General features: G+C 66.7%; 14 protein-coding genes. 10 read left to right on the top strand and 4 right to left on the bottom strand.

The features are described 5' to 3' along the window. Nucleotides 1-96 precede the first annotated feature (96 nt). The 3 genes from ACIP0B_RS25610 (at nucleotide 97) to ACIP0B_RS25600 (ending at nucleotide 3,297) form a co-directional block, all read left to right on the top strand. A complete protein-coding gene (locus ACIP0B_RS25610) occupies nucleotides 97-960 on the top strand; it encodes a LysR family transcriptional regulator (protein WP_400837303.1) in 864 nt (287 codons plus the stop codon). Between the two features lie 118 nt (nucleotides 961-1,078). Continuing rightward, nucleotides 1,079-2,224 carry an SRPBCC family protein gene (locus ACIP0B_RS25605; protein WP_400837298.1) on the top strand — a complete coding sequence of 382 codons (1,146 nt, stop codon included), beginning with the start codon at nucleotides 1,079-1,081 and terminating at the stop codon, nucleotides 2,222-2,224. Between the two features lie 35 nt (nucleotides 2,225-2,259). Further along, a complete protein-coding gene (locus ACIP0B_RS25600; RefSeq protein WP_400837301.1) occupies nucleotides 2,260-3,297 on the top strand; it encodes an SMP-30/gluconolactonase/LRE family protein in 1,038 nt (345 codons plus the stop codon). 365 nt (nucleotides 3,298-3,662) lie between these two features. Here ACIP0B_RS25600 and ACIP0B_RS25595 read toward each other — a convergent pair whose 3' ends face one another. From ACIP0B_RS25595 to ACIP0B_RS25580, 4 genes are all read right to left on the bottom strand, one after another. Further along, complete coding sequence (locus ACIP0B_RS25595) at nucleotides 3,663-3,836, bottom strand: hypothetical protein (RefSeq protein WP_400837295.1); 174 nt, start codon at nucleotides 3,834-3,836, stop codon at nucleotides 3,663-3,665. Nucleotides 3,837-3,944: 108 nt separating this feature from the next. Further along, on the bottom strand, nucleotides 3,945-4,181 hold the full coding sequence (locus ACIP0B_RS25590; protein ID WP_217891727.1) for a DUF465 domain-containing protein: 237 nt from the start codon (nucleotides 4,179-4,181) through the stop codon (nucleotides 3,945-3,947). Between the two features lie 125 nt (nucleotides 4,182-4,306). Then, complete coding sequence (locus ACIP0B_RS25585; RefSeq protein WP_400837292.1) at nucleotides 4,307-6,427, bottom strand: ATP-binding protein; 2,121 nt, start codon at nucleotides 6,425-6,427, stop codon at nucleotides 4,307-4,309. 131 nt (nucleotides 6,428-6,558) lie between these two features. Next, on the bottom strand, nucleotides 6,559-7,248 hold the full coding sequence (locus ACIP0B_RS25580) for a GntR family transcriptional regulator (protein WP_400837289.1): 690 nt from the start codon (nucleotides 7,246-7,248) through the stop codon (nucleotides 6,559-6,561). 151 nt (nucleotides 7,249-7,399) lie between these two features. Between ACIP0B_RS25580 and ACIP0B_RS25575 the strand changes: the two genes are divergently transcribed. The 7 genes from ACIP0B_RS25575 (at nucleotide 7,400) to ACIP0B_RS25545 (ending at nucleotide 14,744) form a co-directional block, all read left to right on the top strand. After that, a complete protein-coding gene (locus tag ACIP0B_RS25575) occupies nucleotides 7,400-8,485 on the top strand; it encodes an ABC transporter ATP-binding protein (RefSeq protein WP_400837286.1) in 1,086 nt (361 codons plus the stop codon). Nucleotide 8,486: 1 nt separating this feature from the next. After that, nucleotides 8,487-9,404 carry an ABC transporter permease gene (locus tag ACIP0B_RS25570; protein WP_217891723.1) on the top strand — a complete coding sequence of 306 codons (918 nt, stop codon included), beginning with the start codon at nucleotides 8,487-8,489 and terminating at the stop codon, nucleotides 9,402-9,404. Next, nucleotides 9,401-10,189 (top strand): ABC transporter permease, encoded by a 789-nt coding sequence (locus tag ACIP0B_RS25565; RefSeq protein WP_400837282.1) that lies wholly within the window; start codon nucleotides 9,401-9,403, stop codon nucleotides 10,187-10,189. Before ACIP0B_RS25570 ends, ACIP0B_RS25565 begins: the two co-directional genes overlap by 4 nt. 20 nt (nucleotides 10,190-10,209) lie before the next feature. Next, nucleotides 10,210-11,262, top strand: coding sequence for an extracellular solute-binding protein (locus ACIP0B_RS25560; RefSeq protein WP_085585752.1), 1,053 nt, complete (start codon nucleotides 10,210-10,212; stop codon nucleotides 11,260-11,262). A 127-nt stretch (nucleotides 11,263-11,389) separates the two neighbouring features. Further along, entirely contained in the window at nucleotides 11,390-12,586 is a 1,197-nt protein-coding gene (locus tag ACIP0B_RS25555; protein ID WP_400837278.1) for an amidohydrolase family protein, read from the top strand. After that, nucleotides 12,583-14,070: an amidohydrolase family protein gene (locus ACIP0B_RS25550; RefSeq protein WP_400837275.1), complete on the top strand. Its 1,488-nt coding sequence runs from the start codon at nucleotides 12,583-12,585 to the stop codon at nucleotides 14,068-14,070. The genes ACIP0B_RS25555 and ACIP0B_RS25550 overlap by 4 nt, the downstream gene beginning before the upstream one ends. A gap of 11 nt (nucleotides 14,071-14,081) precedes the next feature. Beyond that, nucleotides 14,082-14,744 carry a flavin reductase family protein gene (locus tag ACIP0B_RS25545; protein WP_085632997.1) on the top strand — a complete coding sequence of 221 codons (663 nt, stop codon included), beginning with the start codon at nucleotides 14,082-14,084 and terminating at the stop codon, nucleotides 14,742-14,744. Nucleotides 14,745-15,074 lie beyond the last annotated feature (330 nt).

The raw sequence follows: 15,074 nt of genomic DNA, 5'->3' as shown, positions 1-15,074 counted from the left end.
GACATCCCTGTTGCCTGCCCCACCGCCATCGCCAGCAGGCTGGCTCCCACAGGTACTGCGGCTTATCATGCCGGCACCTCAGACGCCGGCCTGCCCATGGACATCGACCTCGCCCGTACCTTCCTGGAAATCGTCCGCCACGGCAGTCTCGCCGCGGCGGCGGAGAAACTGTTCGTCACGCAGACGGCCATCACCGCCCGCGTGCAGAAGCTCGAAAGCCAGTTGGGCAGCACCCTGTTCGTGCGCAACCGGGCCGGGGCGCGCCTGACGCCCAACGGCGAGGCGTTCGTGGTGTACGCCAACCAGCTGGTGCAGACCTGGGAGGCCGCCCGCCGCGACCTGCCGCTGCCTGAAGGCTACGACAACGTGCTGCACATCGGCGGCGAAGTCAGCCTGTGCAACCCGCTGATGCTCAGCTGGGCCGCCGAACTGCGCGAGCACATCCCCAGCCATGCCCTGCGCATGGAGATCCGCGACGGCGAAAACCTGCTGCGCCAGCTCGAACTCGGCGTGCTCGACGCCGCGCTCGTCTACCAACCGGAATACTGGCCGGGCCTGCAGGTCGAGCAGGTGCTGGAGGAAAAACTCATCCTGGTGCACACCCCCGACCGCCCCGCCCCTTACGTCTACATCGACTGGGGCCCGGATTTCCGCCGCCAACACGACGCCGCCCTGCCGGAAAAGGCCAAGGCCGCCCTGAGCTTCAACCTCGGCCCGCTGGCCCTGCAGTACATCCTGGAGAACGGCGGCAGCGGCTATTTCCGCACGCGGGTGGTGCGCACCTACCTGGAAACCGGCGCGCTGGAAGCCGTGACCAAGGCCCCGGAGTTCGGCTATCCGACCTACCTCGTCTACTCCCGCGACCGCGACTCGGCCACCCTGCAGCACGCCTTCGACCTGCTGCGCGCCGTGATCAAGACCGACGACGACTGGTCGCAGCGCTGGAACCCGCTGAGCTGAAGCCCCCCCGGACGCCTCACACCGGAACCTGTCACTTGTGACCTCGACCCCGAGCCTGCGCAGGCTCAGGGATCAGCTAATCTGCCGGATATAACAACAATATCCGCAGGTGACCGCAGTGAGGCAAACCACCGAAGCATTCCGCAGCCGCTACCGGGCGGCGATCCATCCGCTGTACAACCCGTGGCTGCACGGCGCCTTCGTGCTGCTGTTCGGCGTGCTGGCCATCGGCGCGTTCTGGAGCGGCGTGCGGCAGGTACAGCCCCTGGAATGGCTGACGGTGCCGCTGACCCTGCTGTTCTTCAACTTCGGCGTCTATGTGGTGCACCGGCACCTGGGGCACCACAAGAAAAGCTTCGCGAAAATGTTCTACGCCCGCCACGCCGGCGACCACCACAGTTTCTTCACCCCCGGCCACATGACCTGGGACAGCGCCCGCGACTGGCGGGTGATCCTGTTTCCGGCCTGGCTGATCGTGGTGCACACGCTGCTCGTGGCCCTGCCGTTGTGGTGGCTGTTCGCGCAGGTCAACGCAAACGTGGCCGGGCTGTTCGGCGGCTGCATGGTGCTGGGCTACCTGACCTACGAGGTGTTCCACGCCTGCGAGCACCTGCCGCCGCGCCATCCCCTGGCCCGTCTGCCGTGGATCCGCCAGATGCACCGCCTGCATGAGCTGCATCACCGCCGCGAACGCATGCAGGAGCGCAACTTCAACATTGTCCTGCCGCTGATGGACTACCTGTTCGGCACCCTGTACTGGGAACCGGAACCCGCCCACACGAACGAACCGAGGACGCCCATGACCCGCCAACAGCACGGGATCGACATCGACGGCGAACCCTACGCCGTGCTCGCCTACGCCGCCGACGTCAGCCTTTGGCCGCAGTGGCACCCCTCGTCGCTGAAGATTCACGGCCCCGCCGGCCCCTTGCATGCCGGCGCGCGGTTCGAGGAGGACATCCGCGCCGGCGGGCGCGAAGGCCATCTGGCCTGGGAAGTGGACGAGTACCTGCCGGGACGGCGCTGGTGCGCACGGGCGCGGGGCGACCATGGCCTGTCGTTGTCGCTGGTCTATGAGTGTGCGGACGTCGGGGGACGCACGCGGTTCGTGCGCACCCTGGACTATCGGTTCGACGGCCTGGGCATGCGCCTGGCCAACCTTCTGCTGCTCAAGCGGCGCATCGAGCGCGAGTCCGCCGCCTCGATGCTGGCCCTGCGCGACCGGGCCGCTCAGCACTTGGCCCGTGCAGGAGCCGACGCGTGAAACTGCGCCATCTGATCGTGCTGCTGATCATCCTCATGCTGGCGTTTCTGCTGCTGATGCCGACCCGCGTCGAACCGGTGGCCTGGACACCGCCGCCGGCACCGTCGATGACCGACGGCCCCTACGCCGACAATCAGCGCCTGCGCGGCTTGCGCCAGGTCGGCCCGAGCGGCATCGAAGGGCCGGAAGCGCTGCTGCTGGAGGACGACAAGCTGATCACCGGCCTGCATGACGGACGCGTGATCCGCACCAGCCTCGACGGCCACCAGCGCAAGGTGCTCACCGACACCGGCGGCCGGCCGCTGGGATTGGCACGGCACCCCAACGGCCTGCTGGTGATCGCCGACGCGGTCAAGGGCCTGCTGTCCCTCGACGCCCAGGGCCGGCTGGTGGCGCTGACCACCGAGGCCAACGGCTTGCCCTTCGGTTTCACCGACGACGTGGCCATCGACAAGTCCGGGCATTTCGCCTACTTCAGCGATGCCTCCAGCCGCTGGGGCTACGGCCACGACGGCGAGGCGATCATCGAGCACGGCGGCGACGGCCGCCTGCTGCGCTACGACTTCCAGACCGGCAAGACCAGCGTCCTGCTGGATCGGCTGGAGTTCGCCAACGGCGTCACCCTGGGGCCGGACGACGCCTATGTGCTGGTCAACGAGACCGGCGCCTACCGCATCAGCCGCTATTGGCTGACCGGCCCCAATGCCGGCACCCACGACCTGTTCATCGACAACCTGCCGGGGTTGCCGGACAACCTCGCGTTCAACGGCCGAGACCGGTTCTGGGTGGCGCTGTACACCCCGCGCAATCCGCTGCTGGACCGCACCGCCGGACATCCGTTCGTGCGCAAGATGATCGCACGGGCCCTGACCGTGGTGCCCAAGCCCCTGGAGAAGCGTGCGTTCGTGCTGGGGCTGGATCTGGACGGCAAGGTCATCGCCAACCTGCAGGACGCCAGCGCCGGCAACTACTCGCCGATCACCACGGCGCGGGAGTACGGGGACTGGCTGTATTTCGGTTCGCTGAAGGCCTCGCACATGACGCGGATGCCGTTGGGGGCGGCCCTGAAGTAGGCCTCGGGATGTGTGCCGGGTTCACCGGCCTCATCGCCAGCAGGCTGGCTCCCACAGGTTTTTGTGGTGGGCACGGATCCTGCCATCACCCCGAATCCCCTGTAGGAGCCAGCCTGCTGGCGATGGCGGTGGGTCAGGCACCAGAGGTGTCGGCAATGCCGGACTCATCGCTGGCAAGCCAGCTCCCACAGGGTTCGGCGGTCACCCGAGATTTCCTGTGGGAGCCAGCCTGCTGGCGATGGCGGCCGGTCAGGCGCCAGAGTTGTCGGCAATGCCGGACTCATCGCTGGCAAGCCAGCTCCCACAGGGTTCGGCGGTAACCCGAGATTTCCTGTGGGAGCCAGCCTGCTGGCGATGGCGGTGGGTCAGGCGCCGGAAGTCTCAGGCTTGTCCGGCTCGGTCTCATCCGCCGCCGGCTCCTGCTGCGGATGCCGGTAGGTGTGCGCCGGGCTGTTGGGCTCAGGGTGGGTCGGCACGGGGTCGTAGGCCCCCTGCTCTTCGCTGGGAAACTTGTCTTTGGAGGGGGTGGGACGGTTCATGGGGCACCTCGCCGGGAGCCGCTGCATGCGGGCTCTGAACATTCGAGGTGCCGGGCAGGCTCAACGTTCCGGCCGATCCGCCGCCGATGGTCGGCGGATCGGTCTCGCCTATCGCTGCAGCTGCTGGACGATCTTGTCCTTGACCAGCAAGCGCTTCTCCTTGAGTTTCTTCAAGGCGTCATCGCTGGGGGCATCGGAGGTGGCGGTCTCGGCCTTGACCACGTCGGCGTCCGCCTGGGAATACTTGTTGATCAATGAATCCAGTAACGGATCCTGGGTGCGTCGTTGCTGGATCTCTTCCTTGGAAATCTTCAAATCCTGAAACAGGTCATGGGGAACCGGCATGGAACACCTCCGTCAATTGATCGCGGGCCAACGCACGCTGTTGCGTTCGCCAGCTATCAGGATGGCCTCGGTTAGGGGTTCTGTCGACTGCCGGCCAGACTGTCAGCGACCGTTCGTCGTCCGGCTCAGGCCGCCGAGGCGCTGAGCACGGTACGGATCATCCGCAGCAGCGCCTGGGCCCCGTAAGGCTTGCCGAGCAGATGGGTGTCGGGGCTGAGCTGGTGGTTGCGCGAGATGATGTCGCGGGTGTAGCCGGAGGTGAACAGCACCGCCACCGGCGGCGTCTGCACCTTGGCCCAGGCGGCCAGGTCGGCGCTCTTGATCAGGCCGGGCATGACCACATCGGTGAAGATCAGGTGCACCGAGGCGCCTTCGAGCAGCATCTGCATCGCCGCGTCGCCGTTGCCGGCGGTCAGCACGCGGTAGCCCTCCTCGCGCAGCAGCTCCACGGCGGAACTGCGCACCGCGTCGTTGTCCTCGACCACCAGCAGGGTCTCGTGGCCGCCGCGCTGCTGGCGGCCAGTGTTTTGCGTCTCGTCGCGAAGCGCCTGCAGGCTGCGCGGAAAGTACAGGTGCACCCGCGTGCCCTCGCCGACCCGGCTGTCGATCTCGACATGGCCGCCGCTCTGCTTGACGAACCCGAACACCATGCTCAGCCCGAGCCCGGTGCCCTGGCCGTCGGCCTTGGTGGTGAAGAACGGTTCGAACACCTGCTCCAGCATGTGCGGGGCGATGCCCACGCCGCTGTCCGCCACCGACACCCGGACGAAATCCCCCGGCACGATGCCCTTGCCGGCGCAGAACGACTGATCGAGAGTGATGTTGTCGGCGCTGAGCCTGATCGTGCCTTCGCCCTTCATCGCGTCCCTGGCGTTGATCGCGAGGTTGAGGACGGCGTTTTCCAGCTGATTGCGGTCGACGTTGATCCGCCAGGGCCGCTGCATCAGCCGCACGTCCAGCTGGATGGTCTCGCCCAGCGCCCGCTGCAGCAGCTCGCCAAGCCCCTCGAAGATGTCCGCCAGGTTGCACACCGCCGGCGTCAGCGGCTGGCGCCGGGCGAAGGCCAGCAGTTGCGACGACAGCTTGGCGCCACGGTCCACCGCCGCCAGCGAGGCGCTGACCCGGCGCTGCACGTTGGGGTTGTCCGGCTCGTGCCGGGCCAGCAGGTTGAGGTTGCCGGCGATCACCTGCAGCAGGTTGTTGAAGTCGTGGGCCACGCCGCCGGTCAAGCCGCCGATGGCCTCCAGCTTCTGCGACTGGCGCAGCTGCTCTTCGGCCAGAAGCCGCGCCTCGACTTCGTCGGCCACCCGCTGTTCGAGGTTGCGGGTGAACTTGAGCAGGGACTCTTCGGCGGTCTTGCGCTCATGGATATCGATCAGCACGCCGGGGAAGCGCAAGGCCTCGCCCCGTTCGTTGAACTCGCAGCCGCCGCTGGCCAGCACCCACAGGAAGCTGCCGTCGGCGCGCAGCACCCGGTATTCGGCGTTGTAGGGTTCGCCGGTGAGCACCGCCTGCTCGACGCACTCGGCCACCCAACCGCGGTCGTCGGGATGGATGTGGTCCTGGGCGATCTGTTGCGGCAGGTCGGTCAGGTCCTGATCCGGCGGATAGGAGAAGGTGCGGGCAAAACGCTCGTCGGCCGACAGCACGTCGTTCTTCACGTCCCACACGAAGGAGCCCAGCAAAGCCCCGGCATTGAGCGCCAGGCGCACCCGTTCGTTGTCGGCGCGGTAGGCGTCCTCGGCGGCCTGGCGCAAGCGCTCGGACAGCACCAGCTCGGTGGTCTCCACCACCATCGCCATCACCCCCGCCGGTGCGCCCCGGTCGTCGGCCACCGGGCTGTAGTAGAGGTCGAGCCAGACGTCTTCGGGCACGCCGTCGCGCAACAGCACCAGCACCTTGTTGCGGTACTCCAGGGTGCCGCCGGCCAGGCACGTATCGACCACATGGCGGTTGAACTCGGCGACCTCCGGCCAGCCCATTTCCACCGGCGTCCCCAGCAGATACGGGTGGCGTCCGCCGGCGAACCGCGAATAGGCGTCGTTGTAGATCATGTAGCCGTCACGGCCCCAGAGCATGACCATCGGCAACGGCGAAGCGAGCATCAGCCGCACCGTGCTGCACAGGCTGGCCGGCCAGGTCTCGAGGGAGCCCAGTCCGGTCAGGCTCCAGTCAAATGCGCGGATGCGCCCGGCCATTTCACCTTTCCAGCCATCGCATCCGTGGTTGTCGGATAGGAACTGCATCGCCCGATTCAACGCTCTGTGGTGAGTCCGATCAATCGCAACGCCCGGTGACGCCACGCCCGTGTGTTTCGAACCTCCCGCGCCGCAAATGGTTGCATAAGAGGTATAGCCGATTTCGCCGTCCCCGGCCTTCAGACTTCGATCAAGTGCTTGAGCGGGTGATAGCCGGTCTTGAGTTTCGCCGCCACATCGAGGATGGCCTTCTGGATGCCGTTGAGGTGCATGCAGGTCAGTTCGACGGCGGCGCTCTGGTTGCCGGCCTCGATGAACTCGATCAGGCGCAGGTGCTCGTCGTCGCGGCAGGCTTCGTGGCTGTCGTCGTCCAGCGCGGCGGCGTACAGCGAAGCGCGGGAGATCAGTTTCTGGAACCAGTCCAGCAGCACCGGGTTGTTCAGGCTGCGGGCCAGTTTGATGTGGAACTCGCCGAGCAGGTGGATCAGCCGCTCGTGGTCGCCGGCCTGGTGAGCCTCGTCCTCCAGCAGCAGGTGGTCGCGCAGGTCCTGCATCGCCGCCGTGTCCTTGCGCCGGCACAGCTCGGTGACGATGCCGATCTCGACCAGCCGCCGGGTCTCGAACAGGGAACGGATCTCTTCGTCGCTGGGCAGCGACACCGACGCACCTTTATTGGGCTCGGTGGTGACCAGGCCGTCGGCCTCCAGTTGCTTGAGCGCCGCGCGAACCGACGTGCGGCTGACATTGAACAGTTCGGCCAGCGACGCCTCGCCCAGCTTCATGCCGGGGCGCAGCGAGCGCTTGCTGATCGCCTCGTAAACCCCTTGGTAGACGCGGTCGACCAAGGTTTCCGGTTTTTTCTCGGTCATTGCAAAGCTCCTTCAGTGCCGGCAACGGTCCCTCGGCGCTGCCTGCCGAACAGCGCAGCCGAGGAAAAAGGGGGTTGCACGGTCAGATTAATCCGGGTATTTCTAAATTGCATTCAGATATTGCATACAATAATTAGAGGATTGCACCATTATGGGTCAACCAATAGCAATTGAAGTGCGCAACGTCTCCAAACGGTACTCCGAAGACCCCGGCCTGGCGCCGGCCCTCGACAATGTGTCGGTGAACATCGCCGACAACGAATTCTTCACCCTCCTCGGCCCCTCCGGCTGCGGCAAGACCACCCTGCTGCGCACCATCGCCGGGTTCGAGCACGTCAGCGAAGGCCAGATCCGCCTGGCGGGCGAGCCGGTCAACGACCTGCCGCCGTTCAAGCGCCGGGTCAACACGGTGTTCCAGAGCTACGCGCTGTTTCCGCACATGAGTGTCGCGCAGAATATCGCCTTCGGCCTCGAGATGCAGGGCCTTGAGCGCAAGCAGATCCCCGGCCGCGTCGAAGAGATGCTCGCGCTGGTGCAGATGCAGCACCTGGCCGGGCGCAAGCCGGCGCAGCTGTCCGGCGGCCAGCAGCAGCGCGTGGCCCTGGCCCGGGCCCTGGCGCCCAAGCCGAAAGTCCTGCTGCTGGATGAGCCGCTGTCGGCGCTGGACCTCAAGCTGCGCAAGGAAATGCAGGTCGAACTCAAGCGCGTGCAGCAGGAAGCCGGCATCACCTTCATCTTCGTCACCCACGACCAGGAAGAGGCCCTGACCCTGTCCGACCGCATCGCGGTGATGTCCGCCGGCAAGATCCTGCAGATCGGCACGCCCACCGACATCTACGAACGCCCGCAGCACCGTTTCGTCGCCCAGTTCATCGGCGACATCAACTTCCTCCCCGGCCGCCTCAAGCGCGGCGAGCGCAACGAGAACCTGTTCGTGCCCGACGGCCTGCCGGTGGAGATTCCCTGCCCGCCGCAGGGCGTCGACGGTTCCAGCGTGCAGTTGGCGTTCCGCCCGGAGCGCTCGCGGCTGGTCGCACCGCACGAGCCCCATCACCTGGGCGGGGTGATCGAGGCGGTGCTGTACGTCGGCACCGCCACGCTGTACCAGTGCCGGCTGAACAACGACGTCAAGGTCATGCTGCGCGAAAACAACGAAGGCCTGCACCAGGGCCGCGGCGTCGGCGAGCGCGTGGCGGTGCACCTGCCGCCCCAGGCCTGCCTGCTGATGGAGGCCTGAGATGAGCGTCAGCAGCACTTCCCCGACCCTCAACCGCGCGCTGCTGCTCAGCCCGGTGGTGTTGACCCTGCTCGCCCTGATCGCCATCCCGCTGGGGATCATGGGCTACATCAGCCTGTTGCCGCGCAACCTCTACGGCGGCGTCGACTGGCAGGCCGACTGGCAACTGCAAAGCTACGTGCAGCTGTTTTTCCAGGAAGGCTTCGACGGCGGACTCGAACTGAACTGGGTCTACGCCCAGGCGCTGCTGCGGTCGGTGTTCCAGGCCGGCGGCACCACGGTGCTGTGCTTCCTGTTCGGCTTTCCGGTGGCGCTGTGGATGTCGAGCCTGACCCCGCGCCGGCGCAACCTGATGGTGTTGCTCATCACCATACCGTTCTGGACCAACCTGCTGATCCGCAACTACGCCTGGCTGATCATCCTGCGCGAGCAGGGCTGGGTCGCCCAGAGCCTCAACGCTCTGTTCCCCCAGGCCGGCGGCATCACCCTGCTCTACAACGACTTCGCGGTCAGCGTCGGGCTGGTCTACAGCTTCCTGCCGTTCATGATCCTGCCGATCTACTCGACCCTGGAAAAACTCGACTGGCGCCTGGTGGAGGCCGCCTACGACCTGGGCGCCAACCGCTGGCACGCGTTGCGCCGGATCATCCTGCCGCTGTCGATGCCCGGCGTGATCGCCGGCGCCCTGCTGGTGTTCGTGCCGAGCCTGGGGGCGTTCATCACCCCGGCGATCCTCGGCGGCGGCAAGACGCTGATGATCGGCAACCTGATCCAGCAGCAGTTCGGCACCGCACGCAACTGGCCCCTGGGCAGTTCGCTGTCGTTCCTGCTGCTGGGGATCCTGTTGCTGTCGCTGGTGCTGTACGCCCTCTACAGCCGCAACGCGGCCAAGAACCTTCACCGGGGAGCCCGCCCATGATCGCCCTGCACCTGAAGAAACTGCCCGCCACCCGGGAGATCAGCCTGCTGATCCTGGCCTACCTGTACCTGCCGATCCTGGTGCTGATCGTCTACAGCTTCAACGCCAACCGTTCGGCGACCGTGTGGACCGAGTTCTCGTTCGCCTGGTACGGGCGGATCCTGGCCAACCCGTCGATCCAGACGGCGGCGCTGAACTCGGTGATCGTCGCGACCATCGCCACGGTGTGCGCCACGGCCATCGCGCTGCTGGCGGCGCTGGCCACCTGCCGGCCGTTCTACGGGCAGAAGATGGTCGAGGGCGGGATCAACCTGCCGCTGATCCTGCCGGAGATCGTCACCGCCGTGGCGACCCTGCTGCTGTTCATGTCGCTGGGGATCAAGCTCGGCCTGCTGACGGTGATCGTGGCGCACATCGGCTTCTGCATCCCGTTCGCCTACCTGCCGATCCGCGCGCGGCTCAACGACCTGGACCGGAGCCTGCTGGAGGCGGCAGGCGACCTGTACGCCAACCCCTGGCAGGTGTTCCGCCGGGTGACCCTGCCGCTGCTGTGGCCGGCGGTGCTGTCCGGGGCGGTGCTGGCGTTCGTGGTCAGCCTCGACGACTTCATCATGACCTTCTTCGTCGCAGGCCCCGGCTCCACCACGCTGCCGGTGTACATCTTCTCGGCGATCAAGGCCGGCGTGACCCCGGAGATCAACGCGATCTCGACCCTGATGCTGGTGATTTCCATCGTGCTGGTGGTGCTGGCCTTCTGGCTGGGCCAGCGCGGCAAACAACAATGAAGAAAACCTGGAGCGCTCTCATGAAAACCAAAGGCATGCGTCTGGCGGTATCCGGTCTGGCCCTGAGTTGTCTCACCGCATTCGGCGCCCACGCCGCCGAGCCCAAGGAACTGTTCTTCTACAACTGGACCGACTACTACCCGGTGGATCTGCTGGCCAAGTTCGAAAAAGAGACCGGCATCAAGGTCACCATGGACGGCTACGACAGCAACGAAACCCTGCTGGCCAAGCTGCAGGCCGGCGGCGCGGCGTACGACGTGATCGTGCCGTCGCAGTCGATCATGCAGACGCTGATCCAGCAGAACCTGCTGCTGGAGATCGACGCGCCGGGCCTGAGCAACTTCCAGTACGTCAAAGGGCCGTTCCGCGACCCGAGCTTCGACCCCGGCCGCAAATACTCGGCGCCGTACCTGTGGGGCACCACCGGGTTCTCCTACGACAGCGCACGGGTGCCGGGCGGCAAGCTGGACGACTCGTGGAAGGAGTTCTTCGAACCGCGCAAGGAACTGCAAGGCCAGCTCGCCGCCCTCGACACCTCCAGCAGCGTGATCAACGCCGCCAGCCATTACCTGAACGTCGACGAGTGCACGGAAAACCCGCAGGACGCCAAGCGCATCCTCGAACTGCTGCAGAAGCAGAAACCGTTCCTGAAGATGTACAGCTCCGACAACACCGTCGACCGCATGGCCTCCGGCGAAGTGATCATGATGCAGAACTGGAACGGCTCCACCGCCCGCGCCACCTTGCAGAAGAGCACCATCCGCTACGTCTACCCCCGCGAAGGCCTGGCGATGTTCCAGGACAACTTCGCCGTGCCCAGAAGCGCGCCGCACCCGGGCAACGCGAAGATCTTCATCGACTGGATGATGAAACCGGAAAACGCCGCCGCCGTGTCCAACGCCATCGCCTACGCCAACGGCATCCAGAGCGATCAGTTGCTCGACGCGAAATGGAAGGTCATGGACGCCATCAACATGCCCGACGAATACGCCTCGCGCCTGCGCCCGGAAAAGGAATGCAGCAACAAGGCGCGGGAGCTGCAGGACCGGATCTGGTCCAAGCTCAAGGGCTGAAGACCGCATCGCGGCCATCGCGAGCAGGCTCGCTCCCACAGGAGCCTGTGGTTTGCGCAGATTCCCCTGTGGGAGCCAGCCTGCTGGCGATGAGGCCCTCCCAACCAACCCTACATTTGAGGTTTGTATGACGCCCCCCCGCTGGCTCAGAAACGTACGCCCCTACGGCGCCCCCGCCGAAGACCTGCTGATCGAGGACGGCCGCTTCACCCAGCGCCGCCCCGCCTCGCCGGCGCCGCTGGCCGCCACCGACATCGACGGCAAGCACCGCCTGCTGACCGCAAGCCTGGTGGAAAGCCACGTCCACCTGGACAAGACCCTCTACGGCCAGCCCTGGCGCCCGAACAGCGCAGGCCCGACCCTCAAGGACTACATCGCCAACGAACGCCGGGTGCTGCGCGAAGTCCGCGCACCGATCGCCGAACGCGCCGGGGCCCTGCTGGAGAACTGCATCGCCCGCGGCTCGCTGACGATGCGCTGCCACGTCGACATCGACCCGGAATTTGGCCTGCGCCATGTCGAAGCCATGCTGCAATTGCGCGAACGCTACAACGACCTGATCGACCTGCAACTGGTGGTGTTCCCGCAGACCGGCCTGATCAGCCGCCCCGGCACCGCCGAACTGATGCGCGAGGCCATGGCCCTGGGCGTGGAGAACGTCGGCGGCCTCGACCCCTGCGGCATCGACAACGACCCCATCGCGCAACTGGACTTCGTGTTTGAGCTGGCTGCCGAATTCGGGCGCGGCGTCGACATCCACCTGCACGACAAGGGCGAGCTGGGCCTGTGGCAGATCGCCCGGATCGCCGACCACACCGAACGCTTCGGCCTGCAGCACCGGGTGATGATCAGCCACGCCTATTGCCTGGGCATGCTGCCGTGGAGCCAGGTCCGGCCGGTGGCCGAAGGGCTGGCGGCGCTGGGGATTTCGCTGATGAGTTCGGCGCCGGCCGATTGCCCGGTGCCGCCGTTCCTGGCCCTGCGCGAGGCCGGGGTCAACGTGTGCCTGGGCTCGGACGGCATCCGCGACGCGTGGTCGCCGATGGGCAACGGCGACATGCTGGAACGGGCGATGCTGCTGGCGTTCCGTTTCGACCTGAACAAGGACGAGGAACTGGCGGCGGCGTTCGACGCGGCCACGGTCAACGGGGCCCGCGCCTTGGGCGTCGAGGGGCATGGGTTCGGCATCGGCCGGGCGGCGGATTTTCTGCTGATGCCGGTGGAGACCCTCGGCGAGGCGGTGGTGGCGCGGCCTGTGCGGCAGGTCTACCGGGGCGGCGAACTGATCGCCGACGGCGGCCGCCTGCTGGGCAGCCGCTTGTGAAGCGCATGGGCCTGAAGGCCGCTTGCGTGGTCGGCTTCGACGGCACGCGGCATGTGCTGTGGCGCGACGGCGAAGTGGTGTTCGAAGGCTCGCGCATCGTCTTCGTCGGTCGCGGTTATCCGGGGCCGGTGGACAGCTGGACCGATTACGGCAATGCCCTGATCGGTCCCGGTTTCATCGACCTCGACGCCCTCGGCGACCTCGACTCCACGGTGCTGACCCTCGACAACGGCGACGAGCGCGCCATGGGCCGGATGTGGTCGGCGGACTATCTGGCGGCCGGCCCGCGGGAGTCGTTCAGCGCCGACGAAGAGGTCTTCAAGTACCGCTACGCCTTCACCCAACTGATCCGCAACGGCATCACCACGGCGATGCCGATCACCTCGATGTACTACCGCGAATGGGCGGAGCGCTACGACGAGTTTGCGGCGGTCACAGGTGTCGCCGCCGAACTGGGCCTGCGCACCTACCTGGGCCCCTGCTACATGAGCGGCATGAGCTACTGGCGCGCCGACGGCACCCTCGCCCATCACTGGGACGAAGCCCGGGGCCTGGCCGGGCTCGACGACGCCGAGCGGTTCTTCAAGGATTTCGACGGTGCCCATGACGGGCTGATACGCGGCGCGCTGCTGCCCGACCGCATCCAGACCTGCACCCCGGCGCTGCTGCAACGCACCGCCGCACTGAGCCGCGAACTGAACGCGCCGGTGCGCCTGCACTGCTGCCAGGCGCCCGGCGAGGTGGCGATGGTCGAGCGCCTGCACGGCACCTCGCCGTTGGGCTGGCTGCAGCGGCTCGACCTGCTGACCCCGCGCAGCCTGCTGCCCCACGGCATCTACACCCGTGGCGACGGTGACCTGCAACGGCTGATCGACGGCGGCGCGAGCCTGGTGCATTGCCCGCTGGTGTTCGCCCGGGACGGCGAAGCGCTGGACTCGTTCGGGCGCCATCGGGCCCGAGGCGTCAACTTCGCCCTCGGCACCGACACCTGGCCGGCGGATCTGCTGTCGAACATGCGCCACGGCCTGAACATCGCCCGGCTGATGGAGGGCGGCCCCTCGCTGACCTGCGGCCTGGACCTGTACAACGCCGCCACCCTCGGCGGCGCCAAGGCGCTGGGCCGCGACGACCTCGGCCGGCTCGCGCCGGGCGCCAAGGCCGACATCACCGTGTTCAGCCTGCGCGGGATGCACCTGGGGCCTCTGTTCGACCCGTTGAAGAACCTGCTGCTGGCCGGACGCGGCGACGACTGCATCGCCAGCTACATCGACGGCCGCTGCGTGATGCGCGACGGCCAGGTCAGCGGCGTGGACTACCCGTCCCTGCAACGCCAGGCCCAGCGCCAATACGAAACACTGATGCGCAGCCACAGCGACCGGGCCTTTGGCCGACCGGACTGGAAAACCCTGTTCCGCCCGGCCATCCCGTTCGCCGACGACTACAGCGCCGACGCGCCCTTGAGCGCCATCGATCCCCTTCCTTAGAGATTTCTGCCATGCACAGCTTCGACTTCAGCCGACTCAGCCCGCGGGAAAAGTACAAGATCCTCATCGGCAGCGTGGTGCCCCGGCCGATTGCGCTGGTCACCACCGTGGACGGCGAAGGCCGGGTCAACGCCGCGCCGTTCAGCTTTTTCAATGCGCTGTCGGCGGATCCGCCGATCCTGGCCCTGGGCGTCGAGAACTATCAGGACCAGAGCCCCAAGGACACCACCCGCAACATCCAGCTGAACCAGGAATTCACCGTCAACATCGTCAGCGATGCCCTGGTGGAGGCCATGAACGTCTGCGCCGTGCCCTTCGCGCCGGGCTTCGACGAACTGACCGCCGCCGGCCTGACCGCCATCGCCGGCACCACCGTCAAATGCCCGCGCATCGGCGAGGCGCCGGTGGCGCTGGAGTGCCGGCGGATGATGGCGCTGTCCATCGGCCAGTCCCGGGAAATCATCCTGGGCGAAGTGCTGATGGCCCATGTGCGCGACGAACTGATCGACCCCAAGACCCTGTACATCGACCAACTGGGCCTGGACGCCATCGGCCGCATGGGCGGCCACGGCTACGCCCGCACCCGCGACTACTTCGACCTGCCGACCCGCTCGCTGCAGGCCTGGACCGAAGCGCCGGGGGGCGGCGAACGGCTTTGGCCTTCGGCCGAATGACCGCCGTCATGCCCTGGAGGAGGTAGCCTGCTGGCGATGGCGGTGGGTCAGGCAGCAGGGATGTCGGTTGTGCCGGCCTCATCGCTGGCAAGCCAGCTCCCACAGGGTTCTATGGTGTGCAGGGATGCTGCAAACACCCGAGATCCATTGTGGGAGCCAGCCTGCTGGCGATGGCGGTGGGTCAGGCAACAGGGATTTCGGCAGTGCCGGCCTCATCGCTGGCAGGCAAGCTCCTACAGGGTTCTATGGTGTGCAGGGATGCTGCGGACAACCGGGATCCATTGTGGGAGCCAGCCTGCTGGCGATGGCGGTGGGTCAGGCAACAGGGAT

The organism is Pseudomonas sp. NPDC089534, assembly GCF_044749305.1.
In the GTDB taxonomy this organism is placed as follows: domain Bacteria; phylum Pseudomonadota; class Gammaproteobacteria; order Pseudomonadales; family Pseudomonadaceae; genus Aquipseudomonas; species Aquipseudomonas ekonensis.
This window is presented reverse-complemented; position numbering and strand designations above follow the sequence as displayed.